The sequence below is a fragment of the Peterkaempfera podocarpi genome (assembly GCF_042466665.1).
GTDB classification, from domain to species: Bacteria; Actinomycetota; Actinomycetes; order Streptomycetales; family Streptomycetaceae; genus Peterkaempfera; species Peterkaempfera podocarpi.
Genome location: NZ_CP162102.1, coordinates 1974484 through 1992766, shown reverse-complemented (window position 1 = coordinate 1992766; position 18283 = coordinate 1974484). Strand labels below are relative to the sequence as shown.

The following is an 18283-nucleotide window of genomic DNA, read 5'->3' as shown; positions in this document are numbered from 1 at the left end:
ATGTGTGTGCACCATCCGAGCAGAAGAGGCCCACGGTCCGCCGGTGAAGCGGGAATTCAGCCGAAGAGGCCCTGGATGCTGGCCGATCCGGCCGATCCGTCCTGACCCTGGGCGTCGACCGAGTAGCGGTCCTGGCTGACGTCGCGGTCGCCCGGGTTGTGGCGGAACTGTGCCGCGAACAGATAGGTCCCGGGCGCGAGGACCACACCCTGACTCAGGTCGAAGCGGTAGACGATCTCGCTGCCGCCGGCTTCGTGGGTGCGGGCCACCTGCGCAGGACCGAGTTCGGCCCATTCGCTGTAGTCCGTTGCGCCGTCGGTGTTGGCGATCCGCACCTCCAGCCGGAGGGTCCGCAGCGGCTCAGTGGTCGTCACATAGATGTCGCTCTGCGTCCAGGTGTTGGTGGAGTGCTGGTCCACCGACCCCTGCGCCGACAGGAAGTGGTCCTCCTTCGGCGCTCCGGTGCTGACCGTGATCGGCGCGCCGTCCGCCGGCTGTGAGGCGTCGCCGAAGGTGTCGGTGCCGCCCGGCTCGGGGGACGAGGGTCCGGGGCCGCTGCTCCCGGTGGCCGGTGCCGCCGGGGAGGAGGCGCCCGGCCGCGGCGGTGGCGGGCCGGCGGTGCCTGCGCGGGCCGTGGGGCTGCTGTGGACGCTCCGTGAAGGGCTTGCGGCGGCCGGTGGGGCCAGGGGGCCGTCTGAGATCCTGATGGAGGGGCGGTCGTCCTGCTGATAGGCCGTCGCCACCCATGCGGCGGCGCCGCCGACGAGCAGCAGCGAGCCCAGAGCCGCCCCCGCGCCGGAGACCCGCAGCGAGCGCCGCACCGGCGACCGCAGTACATCGGCGTGGATCTCGCTGCTGTACCGGTCCACCGGCCGGGCCTGCTCCAGGCGCCGCAGGATGTACTCGCGGTCGGGGGCGTGCCGGGCCGCCTCGCCCTGCAGCGCGGCACGCAGCCCGCTGTCCCGGGCGGCCCTGCGGTCCTGCTCCTGGCCCGGCATCACTCCTCCTCCCGTTTTCCCCCGACGGTTGCCACGGACCGCCGTCCGCGGCGCCGCGGCGGTGCCCGGCGCTGTGCGGCCGGGTCGGTGTCGCCCAGTGGCCGGTCGACGGCGGGCTCCCGGGCATCGTACGGGGCGCCGGTCGGGGCGGGTCGCAGCAGTGCCTCCAGTTGGGCGGCACCGCGCGAGGTCTGGCTCTTGACCGTGCCCACCGAGATGCCGAGCACTCTGGCGGTCTCCTGCTCCGAGAGGTCGAAGGCGTGCCGCAGTACCACGCACGCACGCTTGCGGAACGGGAGCCGGTCCAGGGCGGTCCGCACGTCGACCACGGCGGGCACGTCGGGGTCGTCGGAGCGTTCCCGCCAGAGCGCGGCGACCACACCGACGCGGTGCCGCTCCCGGGTCAGCGAACGTATCCGGTTGCGGGCCAGGTTGGTGACCACCCCTCGGGCATAGGCCGCGGGACGGTCGGCGGCCCGGACCCGGTCCCAGTGGCGCCACACCTCCACCAGGGCGTCCGCCGCGAGGTCGTCGGCGGAGTCCGGGTCTCCGGTGAGCAGGTAGGCCAGGCGGGAGAGTTCGGCGTGGTGACGCTCGAAGAAGTCGTGGAACTCCCGCGCATCGGCAGTGTCCTGGGGAATCTCCGCTCTCCCTCCGTGCCCGCCCACGGTGCGGCGTGGGCTCAGGCCGGCTCTGTGCTGCCCCGGCCGATGCGCCCAGGACCATCGGGCCGATGCGGCCCAAGGTGCGCCCGCGTCCGTCAGCAGGGCGGACACCGGGTGTCTACCCGGTGTCCGGCCGTGTCCAGCGGGCTGCATGAGACTAGCAGCGTTGTACTGCGCACACCCAGGGTTGTGACAGGGCCTCATCAGTAAACTCGGGCTATTGCCGGTAGCCCGCCAGGAACCGCCCGATGCGGCTGATCGCCACCTCCAGATCGTCCGCCCTGGGCAGCGTGAGGATGCGGAAGTGGTCGGGGCGCGGCCAGTTGAAACCGGTGCCCTGCACGATGTGGATCTTCTCCCTGAGCAGCAGGTCCAGCACGAACCGTTCGTCGTCCTCGATGCGGTGCACCGCCGGGTCCAGCCGGGCGAAGGCGTACAGGGCGCCCTTCGGCTTGACGCAGCTCACCCCGGGGATCTCGTTGAGCGCCCGGTACGCCACATCGCGCTGCTCGGCCAGCCTGCCGGTGGGCAGGACCAGGTCCTCGATGGACTGCCTGCCGCCGAGCGCCGCCTGCACCGCGTACTGCGCCGGGACATTGGGGCACAGCCGCATACCGGCGAGCATGGTGAGGCCCTCCAGGTAGTCCCTGGCGTGGTGCTTGGGGCCCGAGACGACCAGCCACCCGGAGCGGAAGCCTGCCACCCGGTAGGACTTGGAGAGTCCGTTGAAGGTCAGCACCACCACGTCCGGGGCCAGTGCGGCCAGGCAGTGATGCTCCACGCCGTCGTAGAGGATCTTGTCGTAGATCTCGTCGGCGAGGACCATCAGCTGGTGGCGCCGGGCCAGATCGAGGATGCCCTCCAGGATCTCGCGCGGATACACCGCCCCCGTGGGGTTGTTGGGGTTGATGACCACGATCGCCTTGGTGCGGTCGGTGATCTTTGAGGCCATGTCGTCCAGGTCCGGGAACCAGTCCGCCCCCTCGTCGCAGAGGTAGTGCACCGCCCGGCCGCCGGCCAGCGTGGTCACCGCCGTCCACAGCGGGAAGTCCGGTGCCGGAACCAGGACTTCGTCGCCGTCGTCGACCAGTGCCGTCACCGCCATGGAGATCAGCTCGGAGGCGCCGTTGCCCAGGTAGACGTCGTCCACCTCGACCCCGGCCACGCCCCGCTGCTGGTAGTACTGGGCGACCGCCCGGCGGGCTGGCAGGATGCCGCGGGAGTCGCTGTAGCCGTGGGCGCGGGGCAGATTGCGGATGATGTCCTGGACGATCTCCTCCGGCGCCTCGAACCCGAACGCCGCGGGATTGCCGGTGTTGAGCCGCAGCACGCTGTGGCCGGCCTCCTCAAGGGCATTGGCCTGCTCGATCACCGGCCCGCGGATCTCGTAGCAGACCCCCGCGAGCTTGCCGGACTGCCGGAACTCCATGTGCGGCCTCCCCTTCCTCGGAGCGTGCGAACCTCGATGCAGCTTGGTTCTACCAAGTATGGACTTGGAAAGTCCAACCATATGGCTATGCTGGCTCCATGCCGCGCCGAAGCTACGCCCACTACTGCGCCGTCGCCCGAGCCCTGGACACCGTGGGGGAGCGCTGGACCCTGCTGATCGTCCGTGAACTCCTCGCCGGGCCCCGCCGCTACACCGACCTCCACGCCGACCTGCCCGGCGTCTCCACCGACGTGCTCGCCTCCCGGCTCAAGGAACTGGAGGCCGACGGCCTGATCGAGCGCCGCCGGCTCGGACGCGCCGCCAACAGCCACACCTATGAGCTGACCCCGCGCGGCCGCGCCCTGCGCCCCGTCCTCGCCGCACTCGCCGCCTGGGGCGCCGTGGAACTCGGCACGCCGGCCCCCACCGAGGCCGTCCGGGTGCACTGGCTCGCCCTCCCGCTGCTCCAGGTGCTGGGCGAGGCGGCCCCGCAGGCCACCGGCACCGCGGAGATCCGCCTCCCCGGCGGCCTCTTCCATCTGCTGCTGGACCCGGCCGAACCCGCCTGGGCCGACGGACCGGCCGACCACCCCGACGCGGTCCTGACCCTCGACGACACCACCGCCGCCGCCCTCGCCGAGCACCGCACCACCCTGGGCGCGGCTGCGAAGCAGGAGCACCTCACCGTCCTCGGCGACTCCCCGCTGGCCGAGGCGCTGCGCGCCGCCGGATAGTGCGGAGCCCCCGCGCGTACACCGCACTCCCGTAGCCTGCGGCCATGACGTCGCAGCCGAACCGATACGAACTCGCCCAGGTGAACATCGCCCGACTGCTCGCCCCCATCGACAGCCCCCGACTCGCCGACTTCACCGCCGCACTGGACCCGGTCAACGCGGTGGCCGACGCCGCCGACGGCTTCGTCTGGCGGCTCAGGACCGAGGACGGCAACGCCACCGCGGTCCGCGTCTTCGACGACGACTGGCTGATCGTCAACATGTCCGTCTGGCGCGACCGGCAGGCCCTTCTCGACTACGTCTACGCCGCCCCCCACCGCGATGTGCTCAAGCGGCGGCGTGAGTGGTTCGCCCAGGAGACCGAGGCGATGGCCGCACTGTGGTGGGTGCCGGCAGGGGTGCGACCCACCGTCGCCGACGCGGAGCACCGTCTGACGACCCTGCGCACCCACGGTCCCACCCCGGAGGCCTTCACCCTCCGCGACACCTTCCCGGCTCCCGTCGTCGCTGCCCCCGCCGCCGACTGACCAGCCGTCGGACGCGCGTTGCCCGCCCTGCGGTCCTGCGGCCTTCACCGGCCCGCGGGGCCGTGGGGCCGGGTCAGGCCGGATGGCCCAGACCGTCGGTGTGCTGGAAGGTGCGGCCGGTGCGGTCCGGGGTCGCCGACGGGGGCCCCAGCCGGTGCTCCCGGCCGCGCCGCTGGTAGACCCGTTCACCGAAGAGCCAGTAGTGCAGATCCATCAGCTGGGGCGGCCACAGCACCAGCCCCGCCCCGCCGATGCGGCCCTCGTCATTGCGCCGGGCCAGCCTGGTCAAGGGGTCCAGCAGATCGAGCCCCGCGGGGCGGCCGGCCACGGCGGCGGTGGTGGCCGCGGCGACCAGGTCGGCCAGCTGCAGATGCGGCACCAGATGCGAGGGCGCCGTCAGGATCGGCAGGGTCACCCGTTCCGGCGCCACATGCGGCGTCCCGGACTCGGTGAGCTCCTTGGCGGCGCGCAGCCAGAACCCGCCGCCGTACCCGGGTTCGTCGGCGATCACCACACCACGGGCGTCCTGCTCGGCGAGGAACCGCTCGATCCGCTCATAGAGATAGGAGAGGATGGCCGGCTCGACCCGGTCCCGCATCGGCCAGTCCAGATGCCCCCGGTCCCACACCACGACCGCCGAGCGGATGCCCAGCTCGGCGGCGCGCTCCAGCATCCCGCGCCGCAGCGCGGAGCGCAGCCGGGGCCCGGCGGTGCGCCAGAAGGCCGGAGCTGCCCGCCCCGGGTTCCACTTGAGCTCCACCTCCGGGGGGACGCCGAGATCCCGGCGCAGCTCCGCCAGCCGGGCGGCGTACGGAGCGAGCGCCTCCTCCGGGACGAACACCGCGCCCAGGGCGACCAGTTGACCCAGGCCGGCGCGCGGCACCTGGTCCGTCTTGCTGTCGTCGACAAAGACCATCCACATGGCGTCGTGCCTCCCCGGGAACGGCGGACCCCGAGGGATGTATCGCCGGTGGGAGGCCACCTCATGCCGGTCGGGTGTGCAGGAGGCCGCGCCGTGGGCGGCCGGGGTCACGCCGGGGCCCGCCGGGTGGCGCGGCCGGACGGGGCGCCAGGCGGCGTCGGCCCGGGCCGCACCCCCACCAGGGCGCCCCGCCGGTCCGCACCCCCACCGGTCCGCCACGCCCCACGAGTGACCGATCACCCATGGTCGAACGCTTGTTGACGCAGCGCCATCCCCATCGGCCGGATGCCGGCCGCCCCGCGCCCCATGGCCGAGCGCCGCCGACCGCACTACGCTGCGCCCGAAGAGCGCGGCCCGCGCCGCCTCCCATTCAGCCGAACGGGGTGATGGCCGTGTCCAGCCCGTGGATCGCCTGGCCGCAGGGGACCGACCCCGCCGCCGCCCGCCGTGCCGCAGCGGGTGCCCATGAGTCCTTCGTCTGCACCGGACGCGCCGACGGCATCCGGCCGGTGGTGCTGGACTCCTGGCGGCGCTGCGCCCGCAGCGGCGTCGACCCCGAGCACACCACCCCCGCGATGGCACTCTCCGAGGAGCAGGTGCGCCGACGCCGTCGCGACCACCCACTGGCGGCCGTCCTCCCGCTGGTGCGCAGCCTCCTGGTGGAGCCGGCCTGCGACGCCGGCCAGATCGTCGCCATCGCCGACGCCGCAGGACGGCTGCTCTGGGTGGAGGGCCATCCCGGACTGCGGCTCCGCGCCGAGCAGATGGGCTTTCTCCCCGGCGCCTGCTGGCTGGAGGAGGAGGCCGGGACCAACGCCCCCGGAACCGCACTGGCGCTGGACCACCCCGTGCAGATCTTCGCCGGCGAGCACTTCTCCCGCGCCGTCCACCCCTGGAGCTGCGCGGCGGCACCGCTCCACGATCCCCGCACCGGGGCGGTCCTCGGCGTGCTGGACGTCACGGGTGGCGACCATGTCGCCGCCCCGCAGGCCCTCGCCCTGGTACGGGCCGCCGCGGCAGCCGCCGAGGCGGAGCTCCGGCTGCGGCAGTCTGCACCCCTTCCCGCCGCACGGACCCGCCGGACGTCCCGCCCGGCCGGCGTCCGGCTGGAGGTCCTCGGCCGTGACCGGGCGCTGCTCACCGTAGACGGCCGGGTACAGGAGCTGTCGCCACGCCACTCCGAGATCATGCTGCTGCTCACCCGCCATCCGCAGGGCCTCACCGCCGACGCCCTCGCCGCGCTGCTGCACGAGGAGGAGTCGGCCCGGGTCACCGTACGGGCCGAGATCGCCCGGCTGCGACGGCTGGTCGGCGACACCCTGCTGGCCTCCCGGCCCTACCGGCTCACCGTGCCGGCGGACACCGACGCCGACGAGGTCCGCGGACTGCTGGCGCGCGGCGCCCACCGCCAGGCCCTCCAGCGCTGCCCCGGTCCGGTACTGCCGCGCTCCGAGGCCCCCGGGGTGATCGAGGAACGGCAGGCGCTGGCGGGCGAGCTGCGGGCGGTACTGCTCCACCACGCCGGCCCCGAACTGCTCGCCGGATGGGCACTGCGCCCCGAGGGCCGCTCCGACCCGGCTCTGCTGGAGGCGGCGCTGCGCGCCCTGCCGTCCGGCTCGCCGCGCCGCACCCTGCTGGCCGCCGACCTGGCCGCGCTCGGGGTGCGGCCGGCCGCCGGGGGAATGGCCGCCGGAGGAGTGGCCCGTGCTCGCGCCGCAACCCTGCGGCAACCTCCCCGCGGTTAGCGTCGCCGTCGCAGCGCCGTCCCCGGGCGGGCCGGGGGCGCGCCACCAGCGCAAGGAGGCGCCACCCATGACGGTCTACCAGCCGCCGGGCCGACCGGGCAGCCCGGCCACCTACCAGTCGCGCTACGGCAACTGGATCGGCGGCCAGTGGGTCCCGCCGGTCCAGGGCCGCTACTTCGAGAACCCCACCCCGGTCACCGGCCGGACCTTCTGCGAGGTCCCGCGCAGCGGCGCCGAGGACATCGAGCTGGCGCTGGACGCCGCCCACGCCGCCGCCCCCGCCTGGGGCCGCACCTCCCCGGCCGAACGGGCCCTGGTGCTCCACCGGATCGCCGACCGCATCGCGGACAACCTGGAGATGCTGGCCGTCGCCGAGAGCTGGGAGAACGGCAAGCCGGTCCGCGAGACCCTGGCCGCCGACCTGCCGCTGGCAGTGGACCACTTCCGCTACTTCGCCGGTGCGATCCGCGCCCAGGAGGGCGGGCTCTCGCAGCTCGACCACGACACCGTGGCGTACCACTTCCATGAGCCGCTGGGCGTCGTCGGCCAGATCATCCCGTGGAACTTCCCGCTGCTGATGGCGGTCTGGAAGCTCGCCCCCGCCCTCGCCGCGGGCAACGCGGTGGTCCTCAAGCCCGCCGAGCAGACCCCGGCGTCCATCCTGCTGCTGATGGAGCTGATCGCCGACCTGCTGCCGCCCGGCGTGGTCAACGTGGTCAACGGCTTCGGTGTGGAGGCCGGCAAGCCGCTCGCCTCCAGCAGCCGCATCCGCAAGATCGCCTTCACCGGCGAGACCACCACCGGACGCCTGATCATGCAGTACGCCAGCGGCAATCTGATCCCCGTCACCCTCGAGCTGGGCGGCAAGAGCCCCAACGTCTTCTTCGAGGACGTCGCCGACGTCCAGGACGCCTTCTACGACAAGGCGCTGGAGGGGTTCGCCCTGTTCGCCCTCAACCAGGGCGAGGTCTGCACCTGCCCCAGCCGCGCGCTGATCCAGGCCTCGGTCTACGACCGCTTCCTGGGGGACGCGCTGGAGCGGGTGGGCACCATCCGCCAGGGCAACCCGCTGGACACCGACACCATGGTCGGCGCCCAGGCCTCCAACGACCAGCTGGAGAAGATCCTCTCCTATCTGGACATCGGCCGCGCCGAGGGCGCCAAGATCCTGGCCGGCGGCGAGCGGGTCGACCTCGGCGGCGAACTCTCCGGCGGCTACTACGTCGCCCCCACCGTCTTCGAGGGCGACAACAGCATGCGGATCTTCCAGGAGGAGATCTTCGGGCCGGTGGTCTCCGTCACCCGCTTCGACGACTTCGAGGACGCCGTCCGGATCGCCAACGACACCCTCTACGGCCTCGGCGCCGGGGTCTGGACCCGCGACGGTGCCACCGCCTACCGGGCGGGCCGCGCCATCCAGGCGGGCCGGGTGTGGACCAACTCCTACCACCTCTACCCGGCGCACGCCGCCTTCGGCGGCTACAAGAACTCCGGTATCGGCCGCGAGAACCACCGGATGATGCTGGAGCACTACCAGCAGACCAAGAACCTGCTGGTCAGCTACTCCGACCAGGCCCTCGGCCTGTTCTGACCGCCACCGCGGGGCCGCCCTCCCCGGGCGGCCCCGCCCCGGGCACCCCAGGAGCCGCCATGACCCAGGCCTCCCGCCAGGCCCCCCGCGTCGGCCTCACCGGGGCCGCCGCCGACCTGCTGCGCACCCTGCAGAGCGAGTACGGGCCGCTGATGTTCCACCAGTCCGGCGGCTGCTGCGACGGCTCCGCCCCGATGTGCTACCCCGCAGGGGAGTTCCTCACCGGTGACAGCGACATCCACCTCGGCGACCTGGAGGCGGACGGCATCGACCCCGTCCCCTTCTGGATGGCCCGCGACCAGTACGCCTACTGGCGCCACACCCATCTCACCGTCGACACGGTCCCCGGCCGCGGCTCCGGATTCTCCCTGGAGGCCCCCACCGGCCTGCGCTTCCTCATCCGCTCCCGGCTGCTCACCGACGAGGAGCTGGCGTCGCTCGGCCTGCTCTGACACCCCGACCTGCCACAATGCACCCGAGGCACAGCGACCAAGGGTGGTTTCCCATCGTGACGACCATGTCTGTTGAGCAGAGGATCGCCGAAGAGCTCGGTGTACGCGAAGGGCAGGTGACCGCAGCCGTCGGACTGCTGGACGGCGGCGCCACCGTGCCGTTCATCGCCCGCTACCGCAAGGAAGCCACCGGCACGCTCGACGATGCGCAACTGCGCACCCTCGAGGAGCGGCTGCGCTACCTGCGGGAGCTGGAGGAGCGCCGCGCCGCGATCCTGGAGTCCGTCGACTCCCAGGGCAAGTTGGACGATGCGCTGCGGGCGCAGATCATGGCCGCCGACTCCAAGGCCCGCCTGGAGGACATCTACCTCCCGTACAAGCCCAAGCGGCGCACCAAGGCGCAGATCGCCCGCGAGGCCGGCCTGGAGCCGCTGGCGGAGCTGCTGCTCGGCGATCCCGGACAGGACCCGCAGACCGCCGCGGCGGCCTACGCCGACCCGTCCCGGGACGTCGCCGACACCGCCGCCGCGCTGGAGGGCGCCAGGGCGATCCTGGTGGAGCGGTTCGCCGAGGACGCCGACCTGATCGGCGAACTGCGCGAGCGGATGTGGAGCCGCGGCCGGCTGGTGGCCAGGGTCCGGGACGGCAAGGAGCAGGACGGCGCCAAGTTCGCCGACTACTTCGACTTCGCCGAGCCCTTCACCAAGCTGCCCTCGCACCGCATCCTGGCGATGTTCCGCGGCGAGAAGGAGGAGGTCCTCGACCTCGTCCTGGAGCCCGAGGAGGAGCCCGCCGCCGGGCAGACCGGGCCGAGCGGCTACGAGCAGCGGATCGCCCAGCGGTTCGGCGTCGCCGACCGGGGCCGCCCGGCCGACCGCTGGCTGCAGGACACCGTCCGCTGGGCGTGGCGTACCCGCATCCTGGTGCGCCTCGGCATCGACCAGCGCACCCGGCTGCGCCAGGAGGCCGAGGAGGAGGCCGTCCGGGTCTTCGCCGCCAACCTGCGCGACCTGCTGCTGGCCGCGCCCGCGGGCACCCGCGCCACCATGGGCCTGGACCCGGGCTTCCGCACCGGGGTCAAGGTCGCCGTGGTCGACGACACCGGCAAGGTGGTGGCCACCGAGACCATCCACCCCCATGAGCCGCAGCGCCGCTGGGACGGGTCCATCGCCACCCTGGCCCGGCTCGCCCGCGTCCACAAGGTCGACCTGGTCGCCATCGGCAACGGCACCGCCTCCCGGGAGACGGACAAGCTCGCCGCGGACCTGATCGGGCTCCACCCCGACCTGGGCCTGACCAAGGTGATGGTCTCCGAGGCCGGTGCCTCGGTGTACTCCGCCTCCGCGTACGCCTCCCAGGAGCTGCCGGAGCTCAATGTCTCGCTGCGCGGCGCGGTCTCCATCGCCCGCCGTCTGCAGGACCCGCTGGCCGAACTGGTGAAGATCGATCCCAAGTCCATCGGCGTCGGCCAGTACCAGCACGACCTCTCCGAGGTGAAGCTCTCCCGCTCCCTGGACGCCGTGGTCGAGGACTGCGTCAACGCGGTCGGCGTCGACGTCAACACCGCCTCCGCGCCGTTGCTCACCCGGGTGTCGGGGATCAGTGCGGGCCTCGCCGAGAACATCGTGCTGCACCGCGACGCCAACGGCCCCTTCCGGACCCGCAAGGGCCTCAAGGACGTGGCCAGGCTGGGCCCCAAGGCCTTCGAGCAGTGCGCGGGCTTTCTGCGGATCCCCGGCGGCGACGACCCGCTGGACGCCTCCAGCGTCCACCCCGAGGCCTACCCCGTGGTGCGCCGCATCCTCAGCTCCACCGGCGGCGACCTCAAGGCGCTGATCGGCAACGGATCGGTGCTGCGCACCCTGAAGCCCACCGAGTTCGCCGACGACACCTTCGGGGTGCCGACCGTCACCGACATCCTGCGGGAGCTGGAGAAGCCCGGCCGGGACCCGCGTCCGGCCTTCCGCACCGCCACCTTCAAGGAGGGCGTCGACAAGCTGTCCGACCTGCTCCCGGGCATGCTGCTGGAGGGCGTGGTGACCAATGTCGCGGCCTTCGGCGCCTTTGTCGACGTGGGCGTCCACCAGGACGGGCTGGTCCATGTCTCCGCGATGTCCAAGAACTTCGTCAAGGACCCGCGCGATGTGGTGAAGCCCGGCGACGTGGTCCGGGTCAAGGTGCTGGACGTCGATGTCCCGCGCAAGCGCATCTCGCTCACCCTCCGGCTGGAGGACGAGGCGGCGCCCCAGCAGCAGGGCGGCGGCGGTGGCCGGGGACCCGCTCGCGACGAGGGCCGCCGAGGCCCCCGGCCGCCGCGCCAGCAGCGCGGCGGCTCGGGCGGCTCGGGCGGCGCGCCCGCGTCGGGCGGCGGGGCCATGGCCGACGCCCTGCGCCGGGCCGGCCTTGCCGGTCCGGAGCGCCGCGGCCGCTGACGACTGCCCCCGCCGTGGCCTGCCCGGGTGCGTACATCCACATACGGGCAGGTCACGGTTGTCTGTCCGATCTTTCCAGAAGTCTCACAAGCATCATCTGTTTTCTCCGCCGGAGAAGCGTTTAGGCTCCGTGAACACGCCAATGACCGCGGACCTCCGGCAATCCCGGCGGTGCAAGACCTACGGAAAAGACGGATGGACTACTGCTCGTCATGCCGGCGGCACGTCAACGGGGCGTTCAGCTGCCCGGGGTGCGGCAGCACCGAGCTCGCCCCCACCGCCCCCCGGCTGCTCACGGCCCCGCTGCCCGCGGTCCCCGAGGAGGACGTCGCCGCGCCGCCGGTCTCCGGCCCGGCGGCCCTCGCCGGGTCCGCGGGACCGCACGGATCCCGCGTCGAGGCCCGTTCGGCAGGACGCGCCAAGGGCCGCCAGCGCAGGCAGCGCAGACGCAGACGGCGCAGCGCGGTCGTCGCGGCCGCCGCCGGACTGGTGGTGACCGGGCTCACCGCCGCCGTACTCTCCTCCGGCACCCTCAACGACCTGGTCACCCAGGCAGGTTCGGGAGCGCCGGACAGCACCGGTGCCCCCGACCACAGCCCCGACCCGGACGCGTCCGGGGCCGGTGCCTCCAAGGGCGCGGCGAGCGGTGCCCCGCACGCGCCGGCGGTCCGGCCCGGGGCGGGGCACAGCGGGCAGCCGTCGGCCAGTGCCTCCGGCTCCGCGTCGCCGAGTGCGTCGGCCTCGTCCAGCGCCTCCGCGTCGAGCAGCGCCTCGGCCTCGGCGGGCAGCACCGCCGCACCGGCCCCCACCGCCACCCACCAGCGGCCGACCAGGACCCCCACGGCCGACCCCACCACCCAGGCACCGCCCAGCCCCACCCCCACGCCGACGCCCGACCCGTCGCCCACCTGCAAGTCGCACATCCTGTGGTGGTGCACGGGCTGAGCCGGGTGCCCCGTCCGGGCGGCTTGGGGCAGGCCCGGGCGGGGAAAGGTCAGTGCCGAGGGTTCCGCTTCCGCAACCGAGGAGTGTGCAGCCGATGCCCGAGCCCGAGGGTGACGCCCTGGCGGCCGTGCGCGCCCGCCGCGACGATCTGCGTGCGCGCTATCTGAAGCCGCCGGCGGAGCGGCCGGCGACCACCGCGCGCGGGGTGCACCATGTGGCCTTCATCTGCCGCGACGTCGAGGAGACCATCCGCTTCTACCAGGACGTCCTGGGCTTCCCGCTGGTGGAGCTGGTGGAGAACCGCGACTACCGCGGCTCCAGCCACTTCTTCTTCGACCTGGGGCACGGCAATCTGCTGGGCTTCTTCGACTTCCCCGGCCATGACCACCCGGAGTTCACGGAGACCCTGGGCGGCCTGCAGCACCTGGCGATCTCGGTGGACGGCGAGCAGTTCGCGTCGGCCCGAAGCCGGCTGGAGGCCGCCGGAGTGGCCGTGCTCGGCCCCGACCGCGGCGTCGACGACAGCCTGTATCTGCGCGACCCCAACGGCGTCAACGTCGAACTCTTCCACGAGCGGCTGGGCGTCTTCGAGGGCAGCCGGATCGTCGAGGGCTGAGCCGCCGGGGAGGCGACCGCCACCGACGGCCGCTCATCCCAGGCCCCGCCGCGCACAGACCCGCACATCGGCGTCCGTGTCCTGCCGCGCCCCCGGGGGAGGGCCGCCTGCGCAGGACCGTACCGAGGGTCGCGCCCCAGGTGCGTTGCAGCCGTGTTGCGCCACAGGACGCCACCGGGGCGCCCCTCCTGACCTGCTGTCCCCTCACCGGGACGGCAAGATCTGCCACCCGTGGGCGGCCTGCCGGAGCAGCGTCAGCCACTCGCCCCGGGGAGGTGGGCGGTGGCCAGGACGGTGCCGCCGGAGGAGAGCAGCCTTATCGACGTGGCATCCGGGCCCGCAGGATAGCCGGCGCCCCAGGAGCCGTAGCCGTCCCGCAGCGGGAACGTCCCCAGTGACACGGTGGAGCCGTCGCTGCGCTGCACGGTGCAGCTGACCGGACCCGGGACGCCGTCCGCGTCCACCGACATGAACAGCCACGGCGAGGAACCGCCGTGCACGAAGACCTGGCCCAGCACCCGCCCGTCCGCCATCAGCTGCGCGGAGCGCAGCTGGCTCTGCGCCGCCGCCGGGACGACGCTGCGCGCGGTCTCCCCGGCGGAGCTGCCCAGCGCCCAGCCGCCCGCGCCGATCGCCAGCGCCACCACCGCTGCCGCGGCCGCCAGCACCATGCGCCGCCTGCGGCGCAGCTGCTGGACGGGTCGCAGGGAGGGACCCAGCCGCGCCATCACCCGGTCCTCAAAGCCCACCGGCGGCTCGGCGCCGGGGACCAGGGAGAGCAGCGCGTCCCCGGCCAGGGTCAGCCGGTGCACCTCCGCCCGGCAACGGGCGCAGCGGTCCAGATGGGCCACGGCCGCCGCCCGCTCGCGGGCGGGGAGCACCCCCAGCGACAGCTCCGCGCCCAGCTCATGGAGCTGGAAGCAGGTCATTCCGCAGCACTCACCCATGGCCGACCTCCCGCCCCGGGGCCAGTGCGGTCCGCAGCTTGCCCATCGCCGTCCTGATCCGGGTCTTCGCGGTGCCCAGCGGCACCCCCTCGGTCTCCGCCACCTGACGTGCCGTCATCCCGTATATCCCGGCCATCACCAGCGCCCTGGCCTGCTCCCTCGGCAGCTCCGCCACAGCCGACCGGAGCTCAGCCGACTCCTCGTCGGCGATCGCATGCCGCTCGGGGGTGTCGGTGACCGCGTCCAGCAGGGCGATCAGATCCTCCGGGTCGACCGGGGTGGAGTGGCGGGCGCGCACCATGTCGATCGCCAGATTGTGGGCGATCGCCGCCAGCCAGGTGGGTACCGATCCGCGGCGTGAGTCATAGACCTGAGCGTGCCGGCAGGCCCGCTCGAAGGTCTGCTGCGCCACGTCCTCAGCCAGCTGCACATCGCCCACCACGGCGACGGCCACCCCGAAGACCCGACGCTGGAACCGCCTGACGAACGCCACCGCCACCTCCGGGTCGCCGGCCATCAGCCCTGCCAGCAGTGCATCGTCCGGCAGGCGCTCCAGTGGCAGCCCCATTCTGTGCATACCCCCCATACGTAGCACCGCCCCCAACGGATTGCGCCTGACCCGGCCGGCTCCGCTGGGTAACCACCCCATTGCCGTACATCACGAGGGGGCCCGCCGTCCGCCGGCCCGACCCCGGGCCGGTCCGCCCGCCGGACGCACCGGCCCGCCCCCCGCCTCGGCCACGCACCCGGTGGGCCGGTGCCCGGCCGGATTGACCCGGCGATCATCAGGGCCCAAGATGCGGTGCAGACCGCGGCGCCCGCGCCGCACACCCCGGTCCCCGAGGAATCGAGCGCATGGAACTGGACGCCGACGTCATCGTCATCGGAGCGGGCCTGTCGGGTCTGGTCGCCACCGCGGAACTGGCCGCCGCCGGCCGCCGGGTGGTGGTGCTCGACCAGGAGCCGGCCGCCTCCCTCGGAGGCCAGGCCCACTGGTCCTTCGGCGGCCTCTTCCTGGTGGACTCGCCCGAGCAGCGCCGGATGCGGATCCGCGACTCGCATGAACTCGCCTGGCAGGACTGGGCGGGCAGCGCCGGCTTCGACCGCGACGAGGACCACTGGCCCCGCCGCTGGGCGGAGGCCTATGTGGACTTCGCCGCCGGGGAGAAGCGCGCCTGGCTGCGCGCCCTCGGCGTGCGGTTCTTCCCCGTCGTCGGCTGGGCGGAGCGCGGCGGCTACACCGGCACCGGCCACGGCAACTCCGTACCGCGCTTCCACATCGTCTGGGGCACCGGCCCCGGCGTCGTCGAGCCCTTCGCCCGCCGGGTGCGGGAGGCCGCCGCGCGCGGCACGGTGCAGCTGCGCTTCCGGCACCGGGTCACCGGACTCACCCGCACCCGGGGCATGGTCGACGGCGTCCGCGGCGAGGTGCTCGCACCGAGCGGCGCTGAGCGCGGCACGGCCAGCTCACGGGAGGTCGTCGGGGACTTCCAGCTGCGTGCCCAGGCCGTGGTGGTCACCTCGGGGGGCATCGGCGGCAACCACGACCTGGTGCGTGCCCAGTGGCCCGAGCGGCTGGGCACCCCGCCCGCCCGGATGCTCTCCGGGGTGCCCGCCCATGTCGACGGCCTGATGCTGGGGATCGCCGAGCAGGCCGGGGCGAACCACATCAACCGCGACCGGATGTGGCACTACACCGAGGGCATCGAGAACTGGGACTCCATCTGGTACCGGCACGGCATCCGCATCCTGCCCGGCCCCTCCTCGCTCTGGCTGGACGCCCGGGGCCGGCGGCTGCCCTCGCCACTCTTCCCGGGCTTCGACACCCTGGGCACCCTTGAGCACATCATGACCACGGGGTACGACCACACCTGGTTCGTCCTCACCCAGAAGATCATCGAGAAGGAGTTCGCCCTCTCCGGCTCCGAGCAGAACCCCGACCTCACCGGTCGTTCCATACGCGAGGTCCTGCGCCGCGCCCTGCCCGGCGCCCCGGGACCCGTGGAGGCCTTCAAGCAGCACGGCGCCGACTTCGTGGTCGCCCAGGACGTCGCCGAACTGGTCCGCGGCATGAACCGGGTCACCGGCCAGGACCTGATCGACGAGGCCGGGCTGCGCCGGGAGATCGCCGCCCGCGACCACGCGCTGGACAACACCTTCACCAAGGACATGCAGCTCACCGCCGTCCGCGGGGCCCGCCACTACCTCGGCGACAAGCTCATCCGGGTCGCCGCCCCGCACCGGCTGCTGGACCCCAAGGCCGGCCCGCTGATCGCCGTGCGCCTCGGCATCCTCACCCGCAAGTCCCTCGGCGGCCTGGAGACCGACCTGGACGGCCGGGTGCTGCGCCCCGACGGCCAGGTGCTGCCAGGACTGTGGGCCGCGGGGGAGGCGGCGGGCTTCGGCGGCGGCGGAATGCACGGGTACCGCTCCCTGGAGGGGACGTTCCTCGGCGGCTGCCTCTTCTCCGGACGTGCCGCAGGGCGGGCCGCGGCCGCCGCCACCGCCTGACGGCACCGCCTGACGAGACCGGGGCCCGCTGCCCGGAGGCGGGGCGGGCCCCGTCGCCGCAAGGAGATTGAGGGACCGTCAGCGCTCGGCGACGATCCCGTCCGCGACCTCGATCCGGCGGGTGGTGTGCACCGCGTCCAGCATCCGCCGGTCATGGGTCACCAGCAGCAGCGTGCCGGGGAAGGACGCCAGCGCCGACTCCAACTGCTCGATCGCGGGCAGGTCGAGATGGTTGGTCGGCTCGTCCAGCACCAGCAGATTGACCCCGCGTGCCTGAAGCAGCGCCAGCGCCGCCCGGGTCCGCTCGCCGGGGGAGAGGGTGGCGGCGGAGCGCAGCACATGATGGGCCTTCAGGCCGAACTTGGCGAGCAGGGTCCGCACCTCGGCGGGCGTCGTGTCCGGCACCGCCGCACCGAACGCGTCCAGCAGCGCCTCGGCGCCCAGGAACAGGCCCCGGGCCTGGTCCACCTCGCCCACCACCACACCGGGGCCCAGCGACGCCTGGCCCGCGTCCAGCGGCAGCCGTCCCAGCAGCGCCGCCAGCAGCGTGGACTTGCCCGAGCCATTGGCACCGGTGATCGCCACCCGGTCCGCCCAGTCGATCTGCAGATCCACCGGACCGAGCGTGAACGAGCCCCGCCGCACCTCGGCCCCGCGCAGCGTGGCCACCACCGCGCCGGCCCTGGGCGCCACGGCGATCTCCATCCGCAGCTCCCACTCCTTGCGGGGCTCCTCCACCACCTCAAGCCGCTCGATCAGCCGCTCGGTCTGGCGGGCCTTGGCGGCCTGCTTCTCGGTGGACTCGGTGCGGAACTTGCGCCCCATCTTGTCGCTGTCGGAGGCCTTGCGGCGGGCGTTCTTGACGCCCTTCTCCATCCAGGACCGCTGGGTGCGGGCCCGGGCCTCAAGACCCGCCCGGGTGTCCGCGTACTCCTCGTACTCCTCGCGGGCATGGCGGCGGGCCACCTCCCGCTCCTCCAGGTACGCCGCATAGCCGCCGCCGTAACTGCGGACCTGCTGCTGGGCGAGGTCCAGCTCCACCACCCGGTCGACCGTACGGGCCAGGAACTCACGGTCATGGCTCACCACCACGACACCGGCCCGCAGTCCGGTGACAAACGCCTCCAGCCGGTGCAGCCCGTCCAGGTCCAGATCGTTGGTGGGCTCGTCCAGCAGGAAGACGTCGTACCGGCTGAGCAGCAGCGACGCCAGGCCGGCCCGGGCCGCCTGGCCGCCGGACAGCGAAGTCATCGGCTGCTCCAGGCCGATCTTCAGACCGAGCGAGTCCGCGACCTCCTCGGCGCGCTCCTCCAGGTCCGCGCCGCCCAGGTCGAGCCACCGCTCCAGACCCACCGCATAGGCGTCGTCCGCCCCCGGCGCCGCGTCCACCAGCGCCTGGGTGGCCTCGTCCAGGGCCAGTTGCGCCGCCGCCACCCCGGTGCGCCGGGCCAGGAACTCCCGTACCGACTCACCGGGGCGCCGCTCGGGCTCCTGCGGAAGATGGCCGACGGTGGCCGTGGCCGGACTCAGCCGCAAGGTGCCCTGCTCGGGCTTGTCCAGCCCGGCGAGCATACGCAGCAGCGTCGATTTCCCGGCGCCGTTGGCACCGACCAGACCCACCACGTCGCCGGGGGCGACGACCAGGTCCAGTCCGGAGAACAGCGGTCGGTCGCCGTGCCCGGCGGCGAGTTCCTTGGCGACGAGAGTGGCAGTCATCAGACCGCAGATCCTAGCCGCCCGCGGCCGTCGCGGGTGCGGGCAGCGGCCCG

16 protein-coding genes are annotated in these 18283 nt (G+C 73.5%); 9 read left to right on the top strand and 7 right to left on the bottom strand.

Going from position 1 to position 18283, the window contains the following annotated elements; translation table 11 throughout:
• Positions 1-56: 56 nt before the first annotated feature.
• The 3 genes from AB0761_RS08795 to AB0761_RS08785 form a co-directional block, all read right to left on the bottom strand.
• Positions 57-998: a hypothetical protein gene (locus AB0761_RS08795; RefSeq protein WP_377268407.1), complete on the bottom strand. Its 942-nt coding sequence runs from the start codon at positions 996-998 to the stop codon at positions 57-59.
• Complete coding sequence (locus AB0761_RS08790; protein ID WP_377268406.1) at positions 998-1666, bottom strand: SigE family RNA polymerase sigma factor; 669 nt, start codon at positions 1664-1666, stop codon at positions 998-1000. Before AB0761_RS08790 ends, AB0761_RS08795 begins: the two co-directional genes overlap by 1 nt.
• 214 nt (positions 1667-1880) lie before the next feature.
• Positions 1881-3092 carry a pyridoxal phosphate-dependent aminotransferase gene (locus AB0761_RS08785; RefSeq protein WP_377268405.1) on the bottom strand — a complete coding sequence of 404 codons (1212 nt, stop codon included), beginning with the start codon at positions 3090-3092 and terminating at the stop codon, positions 1881-1883.
• A 98-nt stretch (positions 3093-3190) separates the two neighbouring features.
• On the opposite strand from AB0761_RS08785, the gene AB0761_RS08780 reads away from it, so the two are divergent.
• Positions 3191-3826, top strand: a complete 636-nt coding sequence (locus tag AB0761_RS08780) for a winged helix-turn-helix transcriptional regulator (protein ID WP_377268404.1) — start codon at positions 3191-3193, stop codon at positions 3824-3826.
• Positions 3827-3870: 44 nt separating this feature from the next.
• Positions 3871-4353: a DUF3291 domain-containing protein gene (locus AB0761_RS08775; protein ID WP_377268403.1), complete on the top strand. Its 483-nt coding sequence runs from the start codon at positions 3871-3873 to the stop codon at positions 4351-4353.
• A 73-nt stretch (positions 4354-4426) separates the two neighbouring features.
• Here AB0761_RS08775 and AB0761_RS08770 read toward each other — a convergent pair whose 3' ends face one another.
• The gene (locus AB0761_RS08770) at positions 4427-5275 is read right to left on the bottom strand and encodes a DUF3800 domain-containing protein (RefSeq protein WP_377268402.1); all 849 of its coding nucleotides are present in this window, start codon (positions 5273-5275) and stop codon (positions 4427-4429) included.
• A gap of 386 nt (positions 5276-5661) precedes the next feature.
• On the opposite strand from AB0761_RS08770, the gene AB0761_RS08765 reads away from it, so the two are divergent.
• The 6 genes from AB0761_RS08765 (at position 5662) to AB0761_RS08740 (ending at position 13056) form a co-directional block, all read left to right on the top strand.
• Complete coding sequence (locus tag AB0761_RS08765; protein WP_377268401.1) at positions 5662-7020, top strand: GAF domain-containing protein; 1359 nt, start codon at positions 5662-5664, stop codon at positions 7018-7020.
• Between the two features lie 67 nt (positions 7021-7087).
• Entirely contained in the window at positions 7088-8611 is a 1524-nt protein-coding gene (locus tag AB0761_RS08760; RefSeq protein WP_377268400.1) for an aldehyde dehydrogenase family protein, read from the top strand.
• A gap of 59 nt (positions 8612-8670) precedes the next feature.
• Positions 8671-9063, top strand: coding sequence for a DUF779 domain-containing protein (locus AB0761_RS08755; RefSeq protein WP_377268399.1), 393 nt, complete (start codon positions 8671-8673; stop codon positions 9061-9063).
• Between the two features lie 65 nt (positions 9064-9128).
• The gene (locus tag AB0761_RS08750; protein WP_377268398.1) at positions 9129-11495 is read left to right on the top strand and encodes a Tex family protein; all 2367 of its coding nucleotides are present in this window, start codon (positions 9129-9131) and stop codon (positions 11493-11495) included.
• A 195-nt stretch (positions 11496-11690) separates the two neighbouring features.
• Positions 11691-12440 carry a hypothetical protein gene (locus tag AB0761_RS08745; protein ID WP_377268397.1) on the top strand — a complete coding sequence of 250 codons (750 nt, stop codon included), beginning with the start codon at positions 11691-11693 and terminating at the stop codon, positions 12438-12440.
• A 94-nt stretch (positions 12441-12534) separates the two neighbouring features.
• Positions 12535-13056 carry a VOC family protein gene (locus AB0761_RS08740; RefSeq protein WP_377268396.1) on the top strand — a complete coding sequence of 174 codons (522 nt, stop codon included), beginning with the start codon at positions 12535-12537 and terminating at the stop codon, positions 13054-13056.
• A gap of 254 nt (positions 13057-13310) precedes the next feature.
• Here the strand turns inward: AB0761_RS08740 and AB0761_RS08735 are convergent, their stop codons facing one another.
• Both AB0761_RS08735 and AB0761_RS08730 read right to left on the bottom strand, forming a co-directional pair.
• Positions 13311-14003 carry a hypothetical protein gene (locus AB0761_RS08735; protein ID WP_377268395.1) on the bottom strand — a complete coding sequence of 231 codons (693 nt, stop codon included), beginning with the start codon at positions 14001-14003 and terminating at the stop codon, positions 13311-13313.
• Positions 13996-14580, bottom strand: coding sequence for an RNA polymerase sigma factor (locus AB0761_RS08730; protein ID WP_377268394.1), 585 nt, complete (start codon positions 14578-14580; stop codon positions 13996-13998). The genes AB0761_RS08735 and AB0761_RS08730 overlap by 8 nt, the downstream gene beginning before the upstream one ends.
• 278 nt (positions 14581-14858) lie before the next feature.
• On the opposite strand from AB0761_RS08730, the gene AB0761_RS08725 reads away from it, so the two are divergent.
• Positions 14859-16514 (top strand): FAD-binding dehydrogenase, encoded by a 1656-nt coding sequence (locus tag AB0761_RS08725; RefSeq protein WP_377268393.1) that lies wholly within the window; start codon positions 14859-14861, stop codon positions 16512-16514.
• Between the two features lie 78 nt (positions 16515-16592).
• Here the strand turns inward: AB0761_RS08725 and AB0761_RS08720 are convergent, their stop codons facing one another.
• Positions 16593-18230: an ABC-F family ATP-binding cassette domain-containing protein gene (locus AB0761_RS08720; RefSeq protein WP_377268392.1), complete on the bottom strand. Its 1638-nt coding sequence runs from the start codon at positions 18228-18230 to the stop codon at positions 16593-16595.
• Positions 18231-18283 lie beyond the last annotated feature (53 nt).